The following is a 20,182-nucleotide window of genomic DNA, read 5'->3' on the forward strand; positions in this document are numbered from 1 at the left end:
CACGCCCGCGGCCCAAACCGCAGGCGTGCCGTTGTCATCTGCGCCGCCCTGCCTGCCGTGTCCCCGTTTCCGTCGCAAAGCCGTAGATCAGCGCCAGCCGATCGAGGCACTCGCGAAAGCGTCGCGCAAAATAGTCGTTCCAGCGCTGCGTACGGACGGCACGACGCTGCCCGATCTGATCCATGGTCAGGCCCAGCACCAGCACGTCGTGCACCAGCGCAGCGCCGTCGGTCCCGAGTTCGCGCTCGACCTGATTCAGCCGCAGCACCGCCTGGCGCTGGCTCTCGGTGACCGGCTCGCGCATGCGCGCGCCATCGACATATTCGCGGGTCGGGTCCATCGCCTGAGGGCCCCGCTCCGCTCTCTCCCAATCGTTCTGGAAGGCGCGCCCGCCGAGATATTGCGCCTCGTCGATCTGGTGGTGTGCATGCAGCCGTCCCAGCGGATCGCCACGGATCGACCGGATCGCCACGATCTTCTCACCAGCATCGAGCGCCAGCGGATTGTCGACCTCGACCTCCGCCACTTCGGCATTGAATGGCACGTCGCGGGACCGCCGGTCGTAGATCTGCGCCAATTTGTAGGACTTGCTGCGTCGGACACGAGCCACTTGGATACTCCTTGCAAAATCGACGATGAAACGGGTGAGAGTTCAGGCTGCGAAGACCAGCTTCAGCACGACGGGACCGGGGACACGGGCGGACGCAGCCCCACAGCGACGCGTCAGGCCCGCATGCGGCGCGCAATAGCTGGAGCCCGGCTGGCGCGGATGGCCGCAGAAGGCGATCTCCTCCCCGTCCTTGTCGCCGCCATAGGGATAGCGGCAGTCGGCCCGCTCGAGGTCGACCAGCTGGATCAGGCGCGGCTGAACGCCGACGCAGCGCAGCTTCAACCGCACCGCAGGCTTCATTGCGGACTTCGGCGGCACGTTCAGGTTCGGTAGCACCGCGCGGCGCTGCGAAACCGGAGCTTCACCGGGCAAATATGGCGCGACCGACGGGCTCACGATCCATTCGGGTATGACGAGCCCGAGCCGCTTGGCGCGGCCGATCACCGCATTGCGCGTGTAAGCCGTTCCAAACCTTGCGTTAATCTGTCTTCCGATCTCCGCATAAGACATGCCTTTGAGAAAATAGTCGCGAAGCGCGTCGGAGTGCTCCGACGGCCAATGGCCCGGTTCCATGCTGCTGTCCTGTGATGCGCCTCCTCCGATCGCACGACCGGGGGCGAAACAGACATTCCGGTATTCCGAAGCTCAAGTCAAGCAATAATTCTGATATTCATAATTGCAATAATTCCGAATTTCGGATTACAAGAGCGAGACGATGGGTAATCGAGGGAATCACCATGTTGGACGTTGCAATGATCGAGCGGGGCCTGGAAAAGACGGGCAAGAGCAAGGGCGGCCTGGCGGCGGCCATGGGCGTGCGGCCCGGCGCGGTCTCGGAGATCCTCGGCGGCGAACGCCTGGTGAAGGCCTCGGAAATCATTCCGATCATGGAGTATCTCGAGCTCAATCTCGCGCCGATCATGGGCCGCGTCGGCGCCGGCGCCGTGATCGAGCCGGATTACGAGCAGGTCCCCCCGGAGGGTCTCGGCGACATCGCGCTGCCCTTCCCGATCATGGAAGAGACTGTCGCCTTCGAGATCGTGGGTGATTCGATGCTGCCCAAATACGAGAGCGGCGATGTGATCGTGGTCTACAAGGACCAGCGCCATCCGCTGTCGAGCTTCTACGGCGAGGAGGCCGTGGTCCGGCTCAAGACCGGCGAACGCTATTTGAAGACGATCGAGCGGGGGAAAAGCCCGTCCGTCGTCAATCTCACCAGCTTCAACGCCAAGCCGATCGTTGGCGTGAAGCTCGATTGGGTAGGTGAGATCTGCCTGTCCATGCCCAAGGGCCAGCTCGAGCGGCTGCGCGCCAAGTCGGCGCGTCCCCGCAAGAAGGGCAAGTAAGGCCTCGGCACGACCGAAGATTTCGCTTTTTTAGAAATCGCTCTTGACTTGATTCTGTTTTTCGAAAATAATCTGCCGCGCGCCCGCAATGGGGGCGCGGCAGAGTCGTTTTGATGCAATATTTCGTCGTGATGATCGACTATGGACGGCGGGGCCGCGAGGCGGTCGTCGACCCCGAAATCACAAGGCGTGAGGTCATCTCCCGCATCGCCTCGGGCGAATACCGGAATGTCTCGTTCATCCACGAGATCACCCGGAGTTCGGTCGAGGACGTCACCGAGGCGATCCTGACCGAGGCCGCCCTGCCCCAGATCCCGCCCGAAGACGTCGACCTCCAGGCAACTCGCCTCGATCACGCCCGCGATGTGCGCAAGCACGAACGGACGTGACGCAGGCCCGGACATCACACCAGAAGGACGGTCGATCCCGTGGTCTTGCGTGCGGCGAGATCGGCATGCGCCTTGGCGGCGTCCTTCAACGGATAGGTCTGGTGTACCTCGATTTTGACCGCGCCGGACTTGACGACGTCGAACAGCTCGTTCGCCATCGCGACCAGATTTTCGCGCTTGGCGGCGTAGGTGAACAATGTCGGCCGGGTGACGTAGAGCGAGCCTTTCTGGGCCAGCAGGCCGAGATTGAGCGGCTCGACCGCGCCGGAGGACTGACCGAACAGCGCGGCGACGCCGAGCGGCGCGAGGCAGTCCAGCGATTTCAGGAACGTGTCCTTGCCGACGGAGTCATAAACCACGGGGACCTTCTTGCCGCCCGTGATTTCGTCGACCCGCTTCACGAAATCCTCGCGCGTGTAGATGATGACGTGATCGCAGCCATGCGCCTTGGCGAGCTTGGCCTTCTCGTCGTTGCTGACGGTGCCGATCACAGTCGCGCCGAGGTGCTTGGCCCACTGGCTCAGGATCAGACCGACGCCGCCCGCGGCGGCATGCAGCAGGATGGTATCGCCCGCCTTCACCCGATAGGTCTGCCGGATCAGATATTGCGTGGTGAGACCCTTCAGCATCATCGCCGCCGCGGTCCTGTCGTCGACCCCCTCGGGCAGCTTCAGCAAGCGGTCCGCGGGGATCAGCCGCGCCTCGGAATAGGCGCCGAGCGGCGAGGCGCCATAAGCGACACGATCGCCCGGCTTCAGATCGGTGACACCGGGCCCGACCTCCTCGACGACACCGGCGGCCTCGCTGCCGAGCCCGCTCGGCAGTTGCGCCGGATACAGGCCGGAGCGGTTGTAAATGTCGACGAAATTGAGGCCGACGGCGGTGTGGCGGATGCGCGCCTCGCCCGGCCCGGGCTTGCCGACGCTGACCTCCTCCCAGACCAGGACTTCCGGACCGCCGGTCTTGTGAAAACGAATGGCATGCGTCATGGGCGTTGCTCCCTTATCGTTGGTTGAGGGTCCGAAAAACCGGATCGGCCGCAGAAATAGGCATTCAGTCCGCCCGTTACAGTACAGACACGTAACAAGAATGTCACAGCGCGCGACAAACGTCCGCCGTTCCATCTCCGTTCGATAGAGTTGATGATGCGCCCGGAGCAACCGGCAGTAGCTTCTGCGCGGGGTTTGGTTGTCGCCTGCGAAGGAGAGCCGAGATGCCAGCTTATGTACAGCATCATCAGGACATCGAGATCGCGCCTGTGAATTGCCCGACGTGCATGGGGTTCCTGCCGATGTATGTGCGCGAGGTCGAACCGCATTGGAGCCTCGCCAAGATCGACTTTGTCTATGAATGCGCCGATTGCGGCGCCGAGGTCAGACAGACGATCCGCAAGCCGGAGCTGCTGCGGCACTGATCGTGCGACGGCGAGCCGCGCAAATATCCGCGCCGACACATATTTGCGTCGAGCGGAAAAAGCGCCGTCCGTGCGGGTCTGATGCCTCCCAAACGAGGCTTGTTCTTTGCCGGGAACGCAGGCAGAACAAGCCTCAAGCAAGACCTTTGGGAGCGCCCTTTCGTGGCTGATCAGAAGGCCTCGACCTCGATCGAGGCAGTGGAGAGCGGCCTCGCCGCGCAGGGCTACATCGCGAGCCGGCAGATCGCGACCGCCGTCTATTTGTCGCAGCAGATCGAGAAGCCGATCCTGGTCGAGGGCCCCGCGGGCGTCGGCAAGACCGAGCTTGCCAAGGCGATCGCGGCTTGGCGCGGCATGAAGATGATCCGCCTGCAATGCTACGAGGGTCTCGACGAGGCCAAGGCGCTCTACGAGTGGAAATACGCAAAACAGCTTCTCTACACGCAGATCCTCAAGGACAAGCTCGGCGAAGTCCTCGGCGGCGCGCAGACGCTGCACGCCGCGCTCGACCAGCTGCACGATTTCGGCGACGTGTTCTTCTCCAAGGAATTCGTCGAGCCGCGCCCCCTGCTCCAGGCGCTGGAACAGCCCGGCGGCTGCGTGCTTCTGATCGACGAGATCGACAAGTCGGACGCCGAATTCGAATCGCTGCTGCTGGAGATCCTGTCCGATTTCCAGGTCACGATCCCCGAGCTCGGCACCGTCTCGGCCATCACGCCACCAACGGTGATCCTCACCTCCAACAGCGAGCGTGACCTCGGCGACGCCCTGAAGCGGCGCTGCCTGCATCTGCATATCGGCTTCCCCGAGCAGCGGCTCGAGGAGCGCATCGTCGAAAGCCGGGTGCCCGGCATCTCGCAGGCACTGCGCCGGCAGATGGTCGGCTTCATTCACGAGATCCGCTCGCTGGATCTGAAGAAGCTGCCCTCGGTCAGCGAGACCATCGACTGGGCGCGCGTCCTGGTGCTGCTCCAGGCCTCGGAGCTCGATACCGAAATCGTCAAGGACACGCTCAACGTGCTCTTGAAATACGAAGCCGACATCGAGGCAGCAGCGCCGCAAGTGACGACCTTCATTGCCAAGGCGGCACGGTCCAACGTCTTCGGTTGACGCCGATGCGCGAGAACCTCCATCGTTTCTTTCGGGCAGCACGCGGCGTCGGCGTTCACGTCTCGCCTGCCGAGAGCATCGATGCGATGCGCGCCGTGTCGCAGGTCGGCTTTTCCGATCGAACCATCCTGCGCGACGCGCTGCTTCTGACGCTTGCCAAATCGCAGGACGAGAAGCTCGCACTCGGCGACTGCTTTGATCTGTTCTTCAGCCAGCCGGAGCCGCGACAGGATCAGACCGAAGCGGGCAGCGAGGAGAGCGCCTCGCAGGATCCGGATCAGTCGCCCTCCTTGGGCTCGGCCAGCGAAGCGGGCGAAGGACAGCCTCCCGAGGGCTTGGGCCCGCTCGCGCAGATGCTGCTGTCGCAGGACCGCAACGCGGTCGCGGCCGCCATCGCCAGCGCGTCCGGTGCCGCCTCCCTGTCGGACATTCGCTATTCCACCCAGCGCGGCATCTTTTCCAGCCGCATCCTCGACGCCATGGGTCTCCAGCGCCTGCGCGACGATCTCGACGCGGTGACCGCGACCAACCCGGCACTGTCCGAACGTCTGCGCGCCGCGCTCGACGCCTTGCGCGAAGCCGTGCGCGACACCGTCTCGCAGGGGCTTGCGCTCTACGCCCGCGAGGAGGCCGAAAATCTCCGCAACGAGATCCTTCGCAACGCGCCACTCGCCCGCATCGAGCGGCGCCAGGTCGCGGAGATGCGCGCCCTCATCCGCCAGATCGCGCGCCGCCTGCGCGAGCGCTATTCGAAACCGCGCAAGCGCCAGCGCCGCGGTCATCTCGACCTCCGCCGCACACTCCGCCGCAATGCGGCCTGGGGCGGCGTGCCCTTCCTCACCGCATGGAAGCGCAAGCATCGCGACCGGCCGAAGATCGTGGCGCTCTGCGACGTCTCCGGATCGGTCGCGCAAGTCTCCGATTTCTTCCTGCTCCTGATCCACTCGCTGCACGAGGTGGTCGACGACGTCCGCTCCTTTGCCTTCTCCTCGCACATGATCGAGGTCAGCGAGATCCTGGAAAAGAAATCGCCTGAAGAGGCGATGGCCGAGATCATGTCCAAAGTCGGCTTCGGCTCGTCCGATTACGGCTCTTCGCTGGTCGATTTCGAGAACGACTTCATGAGCACGCTGACGCCGCAGACCACGGTGATCGTGCTCGGCGATGCCCGCAGCAACAACCTCGACCCGCGTGCCGACATCTTGCGCCGCATCTCCGAGCGCTCGAAGCGGCTGGTCTGGCTCAATCCTGAAGGACGGCTCGCCTGGGGCTTTGGCGATTCCGAGATGCCGCGCTACGCGACCTTCTGTACCGTCGTGCGCCAATGCGCCACCGCGCATCAGCTCGAGCGTGCGGTGTCAGATATCGTGGCGACTTATCAGTAGGTCTTGCTCGCGGCCAGCGTCAGCTCCGCGCAAGCTCCGGCTGGCCGATATTGCACTCCCGGAAGTGACAGGCAATTTCGTCGAGCGCGCGCTGTTTCCATTCCTCGGCTTGCGCGAGCCAGAAAACCCGGCGATCGAAATCGAGCGCGGCGCGCTCCCGGCACAGGGATTCCTGACTGCGAATTTCGACCAGCCTGTTCATGCACTCCACTCCTGCAGCGTGAAGTCATTCCCCGGGAATCACCGTAACAGAATCCTCAACCTTTCGCTTCACGATTTCTGTGCATATTGCGACGCAGAATGGGACAGCAGCGTTTCCCGTGCATCGCGGTAACTTGCAGTGCAACATCAATCCGGAATCATCAATATGTGATCGAAGCTCGGGACGATATTCGCCAACGAGCGATCTTTACTCTTGTGGCGCAATGAAGTGCGGCAATTCGTGAAGAGAGGTTCTAAACAGCGCACCGAATTCCCGACTCATTGTCGTCGCATGGTCTTCATGCAGCGTCGCTAACAGAGGCGCGCGAATGGTACTATCGCTTGAGGCAACATGAGCAACGACGTCGACTTCGATCTTTCACCGGACCAGTGGGAAGCCCTGCGCACACTTCGCAACCCGGTCTCAAGCGGTCGCCTCTCGAAGGCCTATCTCATCGAAAGTCTCGTCAAGTTCGGCCTCGTTGTCGTCAATGACGGCGTACCCGTGATGACGCCCATCGGACGCAAGGCGCTCGTGCGCGGATCGTGCCGGCTGCTGGATCTTGCGGCGTGACGATGCCTTTCGTGTCGGCGTAGGCATAACGACTGACGGCGGGTCACGCGGCTTCCTCCCCACGCGACTGTTCGGCGAGATAGCGTCGCGCCCTCGCCACAGAGCGAAGTCCTGCGCCGCTTTCCGGACTTCCCCGCGACAATCTGGCACGGTTGTTGCTCCTTTTTTGACGTCCAAGTCGCGTCAAACCAGGGGAATCCACCATGTCGACCATCACCGCGGCGCCCGCCGCCGAGCCGAAGCCGCTCTACACCTCGCTGTTCGTCCAGGTCCTGGCCGCGCTGGTGCTCGGCGTCATCCTGGGCATGGCCATTCCGGATTTCGCGATCGGGCTCAAGATCCTCAGCGACGCTTTCCTGAAGCTGATCTCGATGATCGTGGCGCCGATCGTGTTCTGCGTCGTCGTGCACGGGATTGCCGGCGCCGGCGACCTCAAGAAGGTCGGCCGGGTCGGCGTCAAGGCGCTGGTCTATTTCGAGATCATGACGACCGTCGCGCTCGTCGTCGGCCTGCTGCTCGCTTATCTCTTCGGCCCCGGCCACGGCATGAACATCGATCCCTCGACGCTGGATGCCAAAGCGCTCAACACCTACGCCGACAACGCCCACAAGCTGTCCGGCGGCGGCATCGGCGCCTTTCTGATGAACGTGATCCCGACCACCTCCTTCGATGCGCTATCGCGCAACGACGTGCTCCAGGTGCTGTTCTTCGCGGTCTTGTTCGGCGTCGGGCTCGCGCTCGTCGGCGGCGAGAAGGGCAAGCTCGTCACCAGCATGATCGATGCGGCCTCCACCGTGCTGTTCCGCGTCATGGGCCTGATCGTCCGCGTTGCCCCGCTCGGCGTGCTCGGCGCGGTCGCCTACACCGTCGGCAAATACGGCGTCGGTTCGCTGAAGCAGCTCGTGTCGCTGGTGATGCTGTTCTACGTCTCGGTCGGCATCTTCGTGCTGGGCGTGCTCGGTGGCGTGATGGCGCTCGCCGGACTCAACATCCTCAAATTCCTCGCCTACCTGCGCGAAGAGCTGACCATCGTGCTCGCGACCGCCTCCTCCGATGCCGTGCTGCCGCAGATCATGAAGAAGCTTGAGCGGATGGGGGTGAAGGATTCCGTGGTCGGTCTCGTGATTCCGACCGGCTATTCCTTCAACCTCGACGCCTTCTCGATCTATCTGACGCTCGCCGTCGTCTTCATCGCCCAGGCGACCAACACGCCGCTGTCCTTCGGTGACCTCCTGCTGGTTCTCGGCGTCTCCCTGATCACCTCGAAGGGCGCGCATGGCGTGCCGGGTTCGGCGATCGTGATCCTGGCAGCGACGCTCAATGCGGTACCGAGCATTCCCGCGATCGGCCTCGTGCTGGTGTTGTCGGTCGACTGGTTCATCGGCATGGCCCGCGCGCTCGGTAACCTCGTCGGCAATTGCGTCGCGACCGTCGTGGTCGCGGCCTGGGAAGGCGATCTCGACCGCGCCAAGGCGGCCAAGGTGCTGGAGGGCGGCGAGCTGGTGGACGTGACGGCGGGATAGCGCCCCCGCTGGATCAGTCGTTCCATTGCAGGAGCGGCGTTCCATGCGCCCTCCTCCAGACCGACAGGAAGCGCGGAAACCAGGAATGGGCCACGGCGCCCTTGTAGGCCCAGGTGCGATACTTCAGCCCGTGTTCCGAGATCAGCTCCTGATATCCGCCGTGGACTTCGGTCGCGGTGCGAATGTCCTTCAATATCCCTTGCGCGCAGGACCGGTAGGTATCGCCGCCCGAGACTTCGTCGTAGTCGAGCATCCGGTCCGCGAACTCGACGTTGAACGTCGGCCAGGATGAACGCCCCTGATAGGCTGGAGCCGCAATCTTGTGGATCATCTTGTTCCGCGGATTATCCGCAGACACCAGGAAGTGGAACGTAGAGGGTATGCGGAAGCGCGGCTCCGCAATGATCAGATCCGCCGTGGCAGCGAACAGCACCCGCTCGCTCGCATCGGTCATGTCCCAAAAGCCGCGATGCACGCTGACGAAATCCAGCGCGACCGAGGACGCCGGCGGGCCCTTCGGACCATCCAGGGAATGCCTGATGTAGCCGTCCGTGCCGAACAGACGGAGCAGGTCCTTCTTGTACTGCGCGAGGCCGCGTCCGAGCAGCCGCTTCAGCTCGTTCTCGTCGACGATGCCGAGCTGCACGCTCCACAGGAAGGTTGTGTAGATGCAGGCATTGGTGACAAAGCGCCCGCGTTCCGCACGGGTATCCGTTGCAGCGGAGCGAGGGCCACGGGCATCACACAGCAAATACCTGGTGCCGTCATCGTCGAACGGCTCGAGCTCGCTCGCGAGCTGCAGGATCGCACGCTTCAGGTCACCGCCATATTCAGCCAGCAGCAGCCGGCCGGCATGCGCGCATTGCGCCATCGCCAGATAGGACGACGCCCTCTGATCGGCCGAGATCATCTGCTGCAGGCCGGCCAGAATGCCAAGCAGCGTATCCGACGGGCGCGAGAAATAGTTCACGCCGAGGTACCGGCCGCGCCCCGCCGGAACGATGGTGGTTGTGACGACATCGGCGCGAACCGCATCGAGCAACAGACGGATGCTCTTGTCGAGCAGCCGGGCCCGCCGCACCGCGTCCTGCGCATCCATAATCGTCTCGGGGTCGAGGACATCAGGATAGAACCAGGCGAAGTCACGGGGATAATAGGCGGATGCGTGCGGCGCGCCCGTGACGAGGAAGGCCTCGGTCACCGAAAACGCGCTGTCCATCGAATGCCGGTAGAGGTCCTCGATGGCCGACAACGAATGATGCGACTTTCTCAGGAATCGATCACCGAGAAAATTGACCGCCTGTAGGGCGTTGGCGAAAAAGGTCGCGGCCACGCCTTGGTAAAATCGGTTTCCGCGATCTGAGGGCAACGAGATATCGCTATTCATCTGTGGCTAGGGTCACTCCGATGGTGCGGCCACCATCCGAAGCATGGCTGATTCGTATTTCCTCCAGATGACGCGCCGGCTTCCCGGGGGGCTTCTTCAGCCTGCCCGGCCTACCCTTCCTGCGGCCTGAAATTCTCGATCACCCGCAGCAGCACCCGCGCACCGGCGTCGGCATCAACGAGCTCCACATGCTCGTCCGGGTGGTGGCTGATGCCGCCGCGGCAGCGGACGAAGACCATGCCGACATCGGCGATGTCGATCATGGCCATGCCGTCATGCCCAGCTCCGCTCGGCAGCTCGAACACGGAGAACCCCTCCGCTCCGATCGCCTGCGCGATCTGCTCCTTGAGCCACGGCGCGCAAGGCGCGGTGCGGTTCTCGTGGGTGACGTCGAGCTGAAGGGCCAAGTGCCGGCGCTTGGCGATCGCCTCGATCTGGCGGACGATATCCGCGACCGCGCGCTTGCGGTGCATGTCGGTTGGCGCGCGCATGTCGATGGTGAAGGACACCTCGCCCGGGATGACATTGGTCGCGCCGGGCCGTGCCTGGATGTAGCCGACGGTGCCGACAAGCCCACTCTCGTCGGTGCGGCAGAACTGCTCGATCGCGCCGATGCATTCGGCCGCGCCCGTGAGCGCATCACGCCGAAGCGCCATCGGCACGGTACCGGCGTGCCCGGCCATGCCGGTCAGCCGCGCGGCGAGCCGCGTGGCACCGGCAATCGCGGTGACGACACCGACAGGCAGGTCCTGAGCTTCCAGCACCGGCCCTTGCTCGATGTGCAATTCGAGATAGGCAAGCAGCTCGCGCCGCGTCCGCGCGGCCGCTCCGATATGATCGGGATCGAGGCCGAACTGCACGAGCGCATCGCGCATCGACACGCCGTCGCGGTCGCGCACATTCAAGACACTCTCGTCAAAAGTGCCGGCCACCGCACGGCTGCCGAGCAAGGTCGAAGCGAAGCGCACGCCCTCCTCGTCGGCAAAGCCGACGATCTCGATCGAGAACGGCAGGCGCTTGCCACGGCGATTGAGATCGGCAACGCAGGCAATGGCCGTGATCACGCCCAATGGCCCGTCCCATTTGCCGGCATCGCGTACGGTGTCGTAGTGCGAGCCAAGCATCAGGCAGGGCGCGCCCGGCCGCTCGCCTTCATAGCGGCCGCAGACATTGCCAATCGCATCAAGACGCGCGCTCATGCCGGCGTCGCGCATCCAGCTCAGCAGGAGGTCCGCCGCCTCACGCAACTCCTTGGTGAGATAGATGCGGGTGAGGTTGTCGCCGCCTTCCGAGATCGCAGCCAGATCGTTGATCCGACGCACGATCTCTTCGCCGAGCGATGCATTTTGAACGGCGTTGACGGCACTCATCTCGACGAGCTTTCTCTTCTCTGGACCGCGGCAGCGGCTGTCTGGCGACAATCGGTACACGTTCGGCGGCAAATCACGCACCGCGTCCGTCCCAATCAGCGCGTGGTTAGCATGAATGCGCGTACGCGGCAGGCTACGTCGCGCGGTCGTGCACAGGCGCACCAACCATTTCACCAGTATCAAGACCCGAACGGCCCGCGTAATCAATATTTTCAATCGGTTATCCGGAAGATACCGTCAATAACCCGGGCCGGCTGGTGGAGATGTTCCACGGCGAATTCGTGTATGAAGGACGGGCCAGCGAAGCCGGTCTCGCCGCGATCGGCCGCGCATGGCCGGGCACTGACCGCGGAGGATTGATGGCCGGCGCATCGAAGCGTGACGAGCAGTTTCTGCGTTTGTCCTTCGCGGTCGCGCGCCGCTCCCTCACCCATGGCAACCACCCGTTCGGCTGCATCGTCGTCGATGCGGACGGCAAGGTGTTGATCGAGACCGAGAACGGCTACATGCCGGATCATGACGGCACCGCGCATGCCGAACGCCTCGCGGCCACCCAGGCCTGCCGCACACTCGGCCGCGAGGTGCTGGCGACAGCGACGCTCTATTCCTCGGCAGAGCCCTGCGCGATGTGCGCCGGCGCGATCTACTGGGCCGGCATCGGTCGCGTCGTCTACGGCCTCAGCGAGCATCGCCTGCGCGGCATCACCGGCAACCATCCGGAGAACCCGACCCTTGACCTGCCGTGCCGGGAGGTCTTTGCCAGCGGCCAGCGGCCGACCGAGGTCGTTGGTCCGCTGCTCGAGGACGAAGCCGAAGCGCTGCACGACGGCGTGTGGTCGAAGTAGACACAAACTCCGATCAGTAGGGTGGGTTAGCTGGCGGCTGCGCGAAGCGCAGTCCGCTGGCGTATCCCACCACGCATCCGCGCTCGACGCCCGAAGTTGGTGGATTACGCCTGCGGCTAATCCACCCTACGTTTTCTCCACAAACCTCAACCGGTCAGAACTTCACGGTGATACCGGAGTAGAGCGAGGACTCGGTGCACGCCCCCGTGCTCACCGTCCGGCCACCGACCGCCGTGGTACAGCCAACGGCAAGGTTGTGATCGAGACCGAACTTGTTCTGCCAGTAGCGGTAGGCCACCCAGACGTCCACGAAGTGGGAATACTTGTCACCCCAGGCGGCCTTCGAGGCATCGAAGGTCAGGCGGATCGGCTCCGAATTCAACTCGACCGCCGTGTTGTAGACGCCGTTCGCGGGGCTGTAGGGAAGCGGCTGGGTGTCGGTGCCCTTCTTGCCGTACCAGCCGGCGCGACCGCTGATCGAGAAATACTGCATGTTCGGCGGCAGGAAACCGAGATCCATGTAGTAATTGACCTCGACCGCCCAGGTCGGCTTGAACGAGGTGTTGCCGTCGGCGAGACAGGTCACGCCGGGAACGCCCGCACCGAACAGTCCGCACTGGCTGAATGAGTTGTGATTGGCGAACTCCCAGTACACCAGCGGCGCGACGTTGATATAGCCCTTGTAGGGCAGATCGAACGCAAACTGCAGACCGCCGACGACGTCGCGCTTGGCGGCACCGAAATATCTGTTTTCGGTATTGGCATCCATCCCGACCTCGAACGAGATGTTGTGAAGCGGCCCCGCGGTGAAGGCCTTGGTGTCGAAGAGTTCGTTCCAGCCGAACGTCGAGCGGAACAGTCCGTAGATCTCCGTCGCACCGGCGCACGTTGCCGGCGCGCCGAAGATCGTGCCCGCGTTGGTGCAGGGCGCAGACGGGTCATTGTGATCGGACTTGAACATCGAGATGGTGAAGAAGTTCGTGCCGTATGCCCAGAGATCGAAATGCGTGAACGAGTAGACCTGCTTGGTGGTCTTGCTGTCGATCGACCCATCCGGCCGGAACGACCATGCACCGGGCTGCGAGGCGTTGAAGATGTAGGAGAACGTGACGCGGTTATCGATCACCAGGAAGAACGGGAGATCCGCCGCCTTCTTGGCAGCCTTGACCGGCAGATCCGCCGCGAAAGCCAGGCCACCGATGGCCAGCGTGGCAAGTGACAGCGCCGTTGCTGCAATTGCCCTGAAACGAAACGACATCCTGAATACCCCCAAGTTTGGACACGTCAATGAACGCCCTTGGGTGCGAGACTTGCGCCGATCTCCCGGAGGGAGAAGCCTCAACTTTTTTCAAGGCATGCCGCTTGTTTTGGCAACGGGCGGCGTTTCTTCGTGGGATTTAGGAGGTTTTTTTGAAGCGGGCATGCGGCCCGTAAGGCCGATTATTGCAGGACACTCCCGTTTGATTTCGCTCTTCTTTCATGTCGAGCGGATGTTGGGGGACGGACGGTCAGGAGCCAATGTTGCGTCGATCCGCAATGCATAAGCGCGATGGCGCAACTTTGCTCACTGCGACGTCAAGGCTGCATAGCGGGTTCCGATTTGCCTTGAACCGTCACAAATCTGCAACAGGTGCCCGCGGAAGCCGCGCCCACGGGTGTGTGTGCGGGCTTTGGAGCAGGAGGCTTCATGCCGTCTGGCACAGGCGCGCGGACACAAGGCCGCTGCCGAAGCGTTGAGCAAGGGATGACGCATTTTCCCACCTTACGCCGCGGTTCAAACTGGCCCACTATTGGGCATTTCACCATGCAAGCGCATCAGCGAATGTTGGATTCGACACCTGACGGCCTGAATTCCGGCGAGCCTCCGCTGCTGCGGACGATCGGACTCACCAAACGCTATGGCGATTTCCTCGCCAACGATTCCATCGACATCGATATTTGGCCCGGCGAAATCCACGCGCTGCTCGGCGAGAACGGCGCAGGCAAGTCGACCCTGGTCAAGGCGATCTACGGACTGATCCAGCCCAGCGCCGGCGAGATTCGCTGGCAGGGCCAACGAATCCTGCTGTCCGGTCCCTCGGAAGCACGCAGCCTCGGCATCGGCATGGTGTTCCAGCACTTCTCGCTGTTCGACAATCTCACCGTCGCCGAGAACGTCGCGCTCGGCCTCGACGGACGAGAATCCTTCAAGGACATGTCGGCGCGACTGGAGCAGGTGTCGAAGACCTACGGCCTTCCGCTCGATCCCAAACGCGAGGTCTGGCAATTGTCGGTCGGCGAGCGCCAGCGCATCGAGATCGTCCGCGCGCTGATGCAGGATCCGAAATTCCTGATCCTGGATGAGCCCACCGCCGTCCTGACGCCGCAGGAAGCTGATCAGCTCTTCATCGTGCTGGAGCGGCTCAAGGCCGAGGGCCGCGCCATCCTCTACATCAGCCACAAGCTCGAGGAGGTGAAGCGGCTCTGCGACACCGCCACGATCCTGCGTGGCGGCAGGAAGGTCGAGACCTGCAATCCCCGGCGCGAAACCGCCGCTTCGCTGGCGCGCATGATGGTCGGCGGCGAGATCAAGGAAGTGAAGGCGGCATCCGGCCGGAAGACCACCGTTCCGCGCCTCGTCGTCAACGATCTTTCGCTCGCACCGGGCGAGCCGCATGGCGTCCGGCTCGAGCACATCTCATTCGAGCTGAAGGGCGGCGAAATTCTCGGCATCGCCGGTGTCGCCGGCAACGGCCAGGACGAGTTGTTCGCCGCGCTGTCCGGCGAGCGGTTGTCGAAGGACCCGGGCACCGTGGTGATCGAAGGCATTGCCGCCGGCCATCTCTCCATCACGCAGCGACGCAGGCTGGGAGCAGCTTTCGTTCCCGAAGAGCGGCTCGGCCATGGCACCGCGCCGCGCATGAAGCTCTCGGAGAACGCGCTGCTCACCGGACACGCGGCGAGCGGCATGGTCCATCGCGGCTTCATCAATACCGCGGCCACGCTGAAGACCGTCGACCGCGCGACCGAAACATTCGACGTCCGCAAGGCCAAGCGCGATCCGGAAGCCGCATCCCTCTCCGGCGGCAATTTGCAGAAGTTCATCGTGGGACGCGAGATCCTGCGCAACCCCGCGGTGCTGGTGGTCAGCCAGCCGACCTGGGGCGTCGATGCCGGCGCCGCCGCCGTCATTCGCCAGGCCCTGCTTGATCTGGCAACAGCGGGCGCCGCCGTGCTCGTGACCAGCCAGGATCTCGACGAACTCGCTGAGATCGCCGACCGCATCGCCGTGATGTTCCACGGCAAGCTGTCGGCACCGCTCGCGACCCGCGAGGCAACGCGCGAAAAGCTCGGCCTTCTCATGGGCGGCAGCAGCCTCGAGCCAAGGGAGGCCGCGCATGCAATTGGTGCTTGAGAAGCGCGCCGAACGCTCGGGCACGATCGCGCTGGTCTCGCCGCTGATCGCGATCGGCCTCACGGTCGTGACCATGATCATCCTGTTCGCGATCCTCGGCAAGAATCCGCTGCTCGCCTTGCACGCCTACTTCATCGCGCCACTGACGGACGGCTATTCGCTGCAGGAGATCGCGGTGAAGGCGACGCCGCTGGTGATGATCGCGATTGGCCTGTCACTCTGCTATCTCGCCAATGCCTGGAACATCGGCGCAGAGGGCCAATTCCTGATCGGCGCGGTTGCGGGAAGCTGGATCGCGGTGAAGACGCAAGGCACCGACGCCGGCGCCTGGGTGCTGCCGGCCATGCTCGTCCTCGCTGCCGCTGCGGGCGCGCTCTATGCGTTGATCCCGGCGATCTGCAAGGTGAAGTTCGGCGCCAGCGAGATCCTGACCAGCCTGATGCTGGTCTATGTCGCCGACCTCTTTCTCGACTATCTCGTGCGCGGCCCCTGGCGCGACCCGAACGGCTTCAACTTCCCCACCACGGCCGAGTTCGATCCGGTGGCAACCGTCCCGTTGCTGATCGAGGGCGGCCGGCTGCATCTCGGCTCGGTCATTGCGCTTCTTGTCGTCGCGGCGGCCGCAATCCTGCTCGGGCGAACCATCAAGGGATTCGAGATCCGCGTTGTCGGCGCAGCTCCCCGCGCGGCACGGTTCGGCGGCTTCAACGCCAACCAGCTGATCCTCCTGACCTTCGCGGTATCAGGCGCGCTCGCAGGGCTTGCCGGCATCATCGAGGTGGCAGGTCCTGTCGGACATCTCCAGCCTGGCATCTCCCCGGGCTACGGTTTCACTGCGATCATCGTCGCCTTCCTCGGCCGGCTGAACCCGCTTGGAATACTAATTGCAGGCCTTTTCCTTGCGCTGACTTTTATCGGCGGCGAGCAGGCGCAGATCGCGATGAAGATTCCATTGGATGTCACCAAGGTCTTTCAGGGCATTCTGCTGTTCTACGTGCTCGCCTGCGATTCCCTGATCCTGTATCGCTTCAAGCTGAGCTTCCCGAACCGTCAGGTGGCCCGTGGAACTCATTGAAGCCATCATCCTGGCCGTGCTCGCCGCGTCCACGCCGCTCCTGATCGCCGCGACCGGGGAGCTCGTGACCGAGCGCTCCGGTGTGCTCAATCTCGGCGTCGAGGGCATGATGATCGTTGGCGCGGCCTGCGGCTTTGCCGGGGCCTGGCTCACCGGATCGGTCTTCATCGGCGCGCTGTTCGGCATCATCGCGGGCACGATGATGTCGCTGATCTTCGCCCTGATGGCCCTCGGGCTCGCCGTCAACCAGGTGGCGACGGGTCTCGCGCTGACCATCCTCGGCGTCGGGCTGTCCGGACTGATCGGCGCCGGCTTCGTCGGCGAGCGCATCACGCCGGCAGTCCATCTCGCCATTCCGGGCCTCACCGACATCCCGCTGATCGGGCGCGTGCTGTTCGGCGAGGATGGCTTCGTCTACTTCTCGATTGCACTCGTCGTCGGCGTCTGGTGGTTCCTGTACCGCACGCGGGCGGGATTGATCCTGCGCGCCTGCGGCGACAACCATGCCTCTGCGCACGCGCTGGGCTATCCCGTGCTGCGCATCCGCACCTTCGCCGTGATGTTCGGCGGTGCCTGCGCAGGCCTTGCCGGCGCTTATCTGCCGCTCGCCTATACGCCGTTCTTCATTCCCGGCATGACCGCGGGCCGCGGCTGGATCGCACTGGCGCTGGTGGTGTTCTCGTCCTGGCGGCCGGGCCGGCTCGTGGTCGGCGCCTATCTCTTCGGCGCAGTGACGATCCTGCAGTTGCACGCGCAGGGCTGGGGCATCGGCATTCCCTCGCAATTCATGTCGGCGCTGCCTTATCTTGCGACCGTCATCGTGCTGGTTCTGCTCTCCCGCGCGCGCAGCGGCGGCTCGACCGCACCGGCCGCGCTCGGCACCGTGTTCGTGCCCGACCGCTGAATTCATTTCCGCGGCGGGCGCGATGGGGCGCGCACGCTGAGGATCGTGGCTTTCCCCTGATGATGTTTGGAGATCGATGATGAGGAAATCACTTCTTGCGCTGGCCGCCGGACTCTTGCTCGCCGGCAGCGTCAGTGCAGCCTCCGCCGCCGACAAGCTCAAGGTCGGCTTCATCTATCTGGGTCCGATCGGAGATTTGGGCTGGACCTATCAGCACGATCTCGCACGGCAGGCGCTGGTGAAGGAACTGGGCGATCAGATCGAGACCACCTATCTGGAAAACGTGCCCGAAGGTCCCGACGCCGAGCGCTCCATCGAGCAGCTCGTCCGCGCCGGCAACAAGCTGATCTTCACGACCTCGTTCGGTTATATGGATCCGACGCTGAAGGTCGCGAAAAAATATCCGAACGTTCATTTCGAGCACGCCACCGGCTACAAGCGTAACCCGAACATGTCGACCTACTCGGCCAGATGGTATCAGGGCCGCTACATCCAGGGGCTGATCGCAGCCAAGATGTCGAAGTCCGGCGTGCTCGGCTATATCGGCTCGTTCCCGATTCCGGAGGTCGTCTCCGGCATCAACGCGACGATCCTGGCGGCACAGACCATCAAGCCTGACATCAAGGTCAAGATCATCTGGGCCAACACCTGGTTCGACCCGGGCAAGGAGGCCGACGCCGCCAAGGCGCTGATCGACCAGGGCGCCGACGTCATCATGCAGCACACCGATTCGCCCGCCGCAATGCAGATCGCCAGCGAACGCGGCAAGCTCGCCTTCGGCCAGGACTCCGAGATGATCAAGTTCGGGCCCAAGACCCAGCTGACCTCGATCCTCGACACCTGGGGCCCCTATTACATCGAGCGGGTCAAGGCCGAGCTAGCCGGCACCTGGAAGTCCCAGGACAGCTGGGGCGGCCTCGACAGTCACATGTTCGCGATGGCGCCCTATACCAACATGCCTGACGACGTGAAAAAATTGGCTGAGGATGCCCAAGCCGCGATCACCGCAGGCAAGCTGCATCCGTTCAAGTGCCCGATCGTTGGGCAGGACGGTAAGCCGGTCGAGTGCAAAGGCGGCGATCACCTCGACGACGGCCAGATCCTCGGCATGAATTTCTACGTCAAGGGCATCGACGACAAGCTGCCGGGCAAGTAGCACGCTTCTTGCTTTACCTAAATCACCTGCTCCTCCCGGAGGAGGTTCGGAGGGGGTGGCCAGAAGCACCCGGCACTTGTGGTCGCCCCCTCTTTCATCCCATCCGCATGGCCCGCGCCGCCAAACTGTGGCGGCGGATGAGGTCTGCCACATCGAGGCGCGGGATCGCACCGTCGATCACGGCCCATTGTCCCGCCACCATCACCCGGTCGGCCCGGTGCGCTCCGCACAGCACCAATGCGGCCAAGGGTTCGCCATGACCGGAGAAGCGCAATTCGTCGAGCCTGAACAGCGCGAGGTCCGCAGCCTTGCCGACCGCGATCTCGCCGAGTTCCGGCCGGCCGACGCAGGCTGCCGACCCCTTGGTGGCCCAGCGTAGCGCGTCCTTGTGGCTGACCTTGGCCACGCCATAACGCGCCCGTTGCAGCAGGAAGGCGGCCCGGACCTCCTGCATCAGGTTCGAGCCGTCGTTCGACGCTGAGCCGTCGACACCGATCCCGATCCCGACGCCGGCCTCCTCCATCTCGCAGACAGGACAGCAGCCAGACGCGAGCAGCTGGTTGCTGCACGCGCAATGACTGATGGTCGTCTTGGCCTTCCCGAGCCGCTTCATCTCATCGGCGTTGAAAAATATACCGTGGGCGAGCCAGGTTCGCGCATTGAGCCAGCCGCACTGCTCGAGATAATCGAGCGGACGGCAGCCATACATCTGCTGGCAGAATCTGTTTTCGTCCTCGGTCTCGGCGAGATGGGTGTGCAGGCGCACGTCGACCTTACCCGCGAGATCGGCGGTGGCACGCATCAGCGACGTCGTCACCGAGAACGGCGAGCACGGCGCCAGCGCGATCTGCACCATCGCATCCTCGCCGCGCTGGTGGTGCTTCGCCACCACGCGCGCGCTGTCGGCGAGGATCGTGTCCTCGTCCTGCACCACGCTATCGGGCGGTAGGCCACCGTCCCGCTGCGACAGGTTCATCGAACCACGCGTCAGCAGCACCCGTACGCCGAGGCGCTTCGCCACGGCGACCTCGATATCGACGGCGTCCTCGAGGCCCGCGGGGAAGACGTAGTGATGATCCGTCGTGGTGGTGCAGCCCGAGAGCAACAGCTCGGACATCGCCACGGTGACGCCGAGCTCGAGCGCCTCGGGCGTCAGCCTCGCCCACACCGGATAGAGCGCCTGGAGCCAGGGGAACAGCTCCCGATCCATCGCCGCCGGCAGTGCCCGGGTCAGCGTCTGGTAAAAATGATGGTGGGTGTTGATCAGGCCCGGCAGCACGACGTGTGCGCTCGCATCGAACACCGCGACGTCAGCGGTCGCAGGCGCGGCGCCAGCCGGCACGAGCTCGACGATGCGGCCATCCCTGACCACGACCCCGCGCTCGGCACCGTCGGCGAGGATGGCCAGGGGATCCCTGATCCAGATCGGCTTTGCATCGCTCATGATCCCGCTTCTCCCTCACATCCGCCGACAGGCCAGCCAGTAAACGCTGGCCCAG

20 protein-coding genes are annotated in these 20,182 nt (G+C 63.8%); 12 read left to right on the forward strand and 8 right to left on the reverse strand.

The features are described from left to right. Positions 1-34 precede the first annotated feature (34 nt). The gene (locus RAD04_RS22740) at positions 35-610 is read right to left on the reverse strand and encodes a hypothetical protein (RefSeq protein ID WP_461625547.1); all 576 of its coding nucleotides are present in this window, start codon (positions 608-610) and stop codon (positions 35-37) included. Positions 611-652: 42 nt separating this feature from the next. Beyond that, entirely contained in the window at positions 653-1,183 is a 531-nt protein-coding gene (locus tag RAD04_RS22745) for a GcrA family cell cycle regulator (RefSeq protein WP_461625548.1), read from the reverse strand. A gap of 164 nt (positions 1,184-1,347) precedes the next feature. On the opposite strand from RAD04_RS22745, the gene RAD04_RS22750 reads away from it, so the two are divergent. Then, the gene (locus RAD04_RS22750) at positions 1,348-1,956 is read left to right on the forward strand and encodes a S24 family peptidase (protein ID WP_018644790.1); all 609 of its coding nucleotides are present in this window, start codon (positions 1,348-1,350) and stop codon (positions 1,954-1,956) included. A gap of 113 nt (positions 1,957-2,069) precedes the next feature. Further along, positions 2,070-2,345: a hypothetical protein gene (locus RAD04_RS22755; protein WP_461625549.1), complete on the forward strand. Its 276-nt coding sequence runs from the start codon at positions 2,070-2,072 to the stop codon at positions 2,343-2,345. Positions 2,346-2,359: 14 nt separating this feature from the next. On the opposite strand, the gene RAD04_RS22760 is transcribed toward RAD04_RS22755, so the two are convergent. Next, complete coding sequence (locus RAD04_RS22760; RefSeq protein ID WP_028142643.1) at positions 2,360-3,334, reverse strand: quinone oxidoreductase family protein; 975 nt, start codon at positions 3,332-3,334, stop codon at positions 2,360-2,362. A gap of 224 nt (positions 3,335-3,558) precedes the next feature. Between RAD04_RS22760 and RAD04_RS22765 the strand changes: the two genes are divergently transcribed. The 3 genes from RAD04_RS22765 to RAD04_RS22775 all read left to right on the forward strand — a co-directional run bounded on the left by RAD04_RS22765 (position 3,559) and on the right by RAD04_RS22775 (position 6,254). Beyond that, the gene (locus tag RAD04_RS22765) at positions 3,559-3,759 is read left to right on the forward strand and encodes a hypothetical protein (protein ID WP_018319162.1); all 201 of its coding nucleotides are present in this window, start codon (positions 3,559-3,561) and stop codon (positions 3,757-3,759) included. A gap of 162 nt (positions 3,760-3,921) precedes the next feature. Further along, complete coding sequence (locus RAD04_RS22770) at positions 3,922-4,869, forward strand: AAA family ATPase (protein WP_461625550.1); 948 nt, start codon at positions 3,922-3,924, stop codon at positions 4,867-4,869. A gap of 5 nt (positions 4,870-4,874) precedes the next feature. Continuing rightward, positions 4,875-6,254 carry a vWA domain-containing protein gene (locus tag RAD04_RS22775; protein WP_461625551.1) on the forward strand — a complete coding sequence of 460 codons (1,380 nt, stop codon included), beginning with the start codon at positions 4,875-4,877 and terminating at the stop codon, positions 6,252-6,254. Positions 6,255-6,273: 19 nt separating this feature from the next. On the opposite strand, the gene RAD04_RS22780 is transcribed toward RAD04_RS22775, so the two are convergent. After that, positions 6,274-6,456: a hypothetical protein gene (locus RAD04_RS22780; RefSeq protein WP_461625552.1), complete on the reverse strand. Its 183-nt coding sequence runs from the start codon at positions 6,454-6,456 to the stop codon at positions 6,274-6,276. Between the two features lie 351 nt (positions 6,457-6,807). On the opposite strand from RAD04_RS22780, the gene RAD04_RS22785 reads away from it, so the two are divergent. Together RAD04_RS22785 and RAD04_RS22790 are read left to right on the forward strand one after the other, a co-directional pair. Then, positions 6,808-7,029 (forward strand): hypothetical protein, encoded by a 222-nt coding sequence (locus tag RAD04_RS22785; RefSeq protein WP_091965562.1) that lies wholly within the window; start codon positions 6,808-6,810, stop codon positions 7,027-7,029. Positions 7,030-7,232: 203 nt separating this feature from the next. Further along, complete coding sequence (locus RAD04_RS22790) at positions 7,233-8,552, forward strand: dicarboxylate/amino acid:cation symporter (RefSeq protein ID WP_461625553.1); 1,320 nt, start codon at positions 7,233-7,235, stop codon at positions 8,550-8,552. A 13-nt stretch (positions 8,553-8,565) separates the two neighbouring features. Here RAD04_RS22790 and RAD04_RS22795 read toward each other — a convergent pair whose 3' ends face one another. Together RAD04_RS22795 and RAD04_RS22800 are read right to left on the reverse strand one after the other, a co-directional pair. Continuing rightward, complete coding sequence (locus tag RAD04_RS22795; protein WP_461625554.1) at positions 8,566-9,939, reverse strand: hypothetical protein; 1,374 nt, start codon at positions 9,937-9,939, stop codon at positions 8,566-8,568. A gap of 110 nt (positions 9,940-10,049) precedes the next feature. Continuing rightward, positions 10,050-11,309 carry an allantoate amidohydrolase gene (locus RAD04_RS22800; protein WP_461625555.1) on the reverse strand — a complete coding sequence of 420 codons (1,260 nt, stop codon included), beginning with the start codon at positions 11,307-11,309 and terminating at the stop codon, positions 10,050-10,052. A gap of 359 nt (positions 11,310-11,668) precedes the next feature. Here RAD04_RS22800 and RAD04_RS22805 point away from each other — a divergent pair, with 359 nt between their 5' ends. After that, positions 11,669-12,154 (forward strand): nucleoside deaminase, encoded by a 486-nt coding sequence (locus tag RAD04_RS22805; protein ID WP_461625575.1) that lies wholly within the window; start codon positions 11,669-11,671, stop codon positions 12,152-12,154. Positions 12,155-12,308: 154 nt separating this feature from the next. Here RAD04_RS22805 and RAD04_RS22810 read toward each other — a convergent pair whose 3' ends face one another. Continuing rightward, on the reverse strand, positions 12,309-13,412 hold the full coding sequence (locus RAD04_RS22810; RefSeq protein ID WP_461625556.1) for a hypothetical protein: 1,104 nt from the start codon (positions 13,410-13,412) through the stop codon (positions 12,309-12,311). Positions 13,413-13,958: 546 nt separating this feature from the next. Between RAD04_RS22810 and RAD04_RS22815 the strand changes: the two genes are divergently transcribed. From RAD04_RS22815 to RAD04_RS22830, 4 genes are all read left to right on the forward strand, one after another. Further along, complete coding sequence (locus RAD04_RS22815) at positions 13,959-15,548, forward strand: ABC transporter ATP-binding protein (RefSeq protein WP_461625557.1); 1,590 nt, start codon at positions 13,959-13,961, stop codon at positions 15,546-15,548. Further along, positions 15,532-16,623: an ABC transporter permease gene (locus RAD04_RS22820; RefSeq protein WP_461625558.1), complete on the forward strand. Its 1,092-nt coding sequence runs from the start codon at positions 15,532-15,534 to the stop codon at positions 16,621-16,623. The genes RAD04_RS22815 and RAD04_RS22820 overlap by 17 nt, the downstream gene beginning before the upstream one ends. After that, on the forward strand, positions 16,610-17,527 hold the full coding sequence (locus RAD04_RS22825; protein WP_461625559.1) for an ABC transporter permease: 918 nt from the start codon (positions 16,610-16,612) through the stop codon (positions 17,525-17,527). The genes RAD04_RS22820 and RAD04_RS22825 overlap by 14 nt, the downstream gene beginning before the upstream one ends. Positions 17,528-17,606: 79 nt before the next feature. Further along, positions 17,607-18,683, forward strand: a complete 1,077-nt coding sequence (locus RAD04_RS22830) for a BMP family ABC transporter substrate-binding protein (RefSeq protein WP_461625560.1) — start codon at positions 17,607-17,609, stop codon at positions 18,681-18,683. A gap of 94 nt (positions 18,684-18,777) precedes the next feature. Here RAD04_RS22830 and RAD04_RS22835 read toward each other — a convergent pair whose 3' ends face one another. Beyond that, entirely contained in the window at positions 18,778-20,127 is a 1,350-nt protein-coding gene (locus RAD04_RS22835) for an 8-oxoguanine deaminase (RefSeq protein ID WP_461625561.1), read from the reverse strand. Between the last annotated feature and the right edge of the window lie 55 nt (positions 20,128-20,182).

This window comes from Bradyrhizobium sp. 25ACV (assembly GCF_054863005.1).

Bases quoted from the DNA above. Each gene is read 5' to 3' on its own strand.
- RAD04_RS22745 (WP_461625548.1), bottom strand. From the start codon at position 1,183: ATGGAACCGGGCCATTGGCCGTCGGAGCACTCCGACGCGCTTCGCGAC.
- RAD04_RS22750 (WP_018644790.1), top strand. From the start codon at position 1,348: ATGTTGGACGTTGCAATGATCGAGCGGGGCCTGGAAAAGACGGGCAAG.
- RAD04_RS22755 (WP_461625549.1), top strand. From the start codon at position 2,070: ATGCAATATTTCGTCGTGATGATCGACTATGGACGGCGGGGCCGCGAG.
- RAD04_RS22760 (WP_028142643.1), bottom strand. From the start codon at position 3,334: ATGACGCATGCCATTCGTTTTCACAAGACCGGCGGTCCGGAAGTCCTG.
- RAD04_RS22765 (WP_018319162.1), top strand. From the start codon at position 3,559: ATGCCAGCTTATGTACAGCATCATCAGGACATCGAGATCGCGCCTGTG.
- RAD04_RS22775 (WP_461625551.1), top strand. From the start codon at position 4,875: ATGCGCGAGAACCTCCATCGTTTCTTTCGGGCAGCACGCGGCGTCGGC.
- RAD04_RS22780 (WP_461625552.1), bottom strand. From the start codon at position 6,456: ATGAACAGGCTGGTCGAAATTCGCAGTCAGGAATCCCTGTGCCGGGAG.
- RAD04_RS22785 (WP_091965562.1), top strand. From the start codon at position 6,808: ATGAGCAACGACGTCGACTTCGATCTTTCACCGGACCAGTGGGAAGCC.
- RAD04_RS22790 (WP_461625553.1), top strand. From the start codon at position 7,233: ATGTCGACCATCACCGCGGCGCCCGCCGCCGAGCCGAAGCCGCTCTAC.
- RAD04_RS22795 (WP_461625554.1), bottom strand. From the start codon at position 9,939: ATGAATAGCGATATCTCGTTGCCCTCAGATCGCGGAAACCGATTTTAC.
- RAD04_RS22800 (WP_461625555.1), bottom strand. From the start codon at position 11,309: ATGAGTGCCGTCAACGCCGTTCAAAATGCATCGCTCGGCGAAGAGATC.
- RAD04_RS22805 (WP_461625575.1), top strand. From the start codon at position 11,669: ATGGCCGGCGCATCGAAGCGTGACGAGCAGTTTCTGCGTTTGTCCTTC.
- RAD04_RS22810 (WP_461625556.1), bottom strand. From the start codon at position 13,412: ATGTCGTTTCGTTTCAGGGCAATTGCAGCAACGGCGCTGTCACTTGCC.
- RAD04_RS22815 (WP_461625557.1), top strand. From the start codon at position 13,959: ATGCAAGCGCATCAGCGAATGTTGGATTCGACACCTGACGGCCTGAAT.
- RAD04_RS22820 (WP_461625558.1), top strand. From the start codon at position 15,532: ATGCAATTGGTGCTTGAGAAGCGCGCCGAACGCTCGGGCACGATCGCG.
- RAD04_RS22830 (WP_461625560.1), top strand. From the start codon at position 17,607: ATGAGGAAATCACTTCTTGCGCTGGCCGCCGGACTCTTGCTCGCCGGC.
- RAD04_RS22835 (WP_461625561.1), bottom strand. From the start codon at position 20,127: ATGAGCGATGCAAAGCCGATCTGGATCAGGGATCCCCTGGCCATCCTC.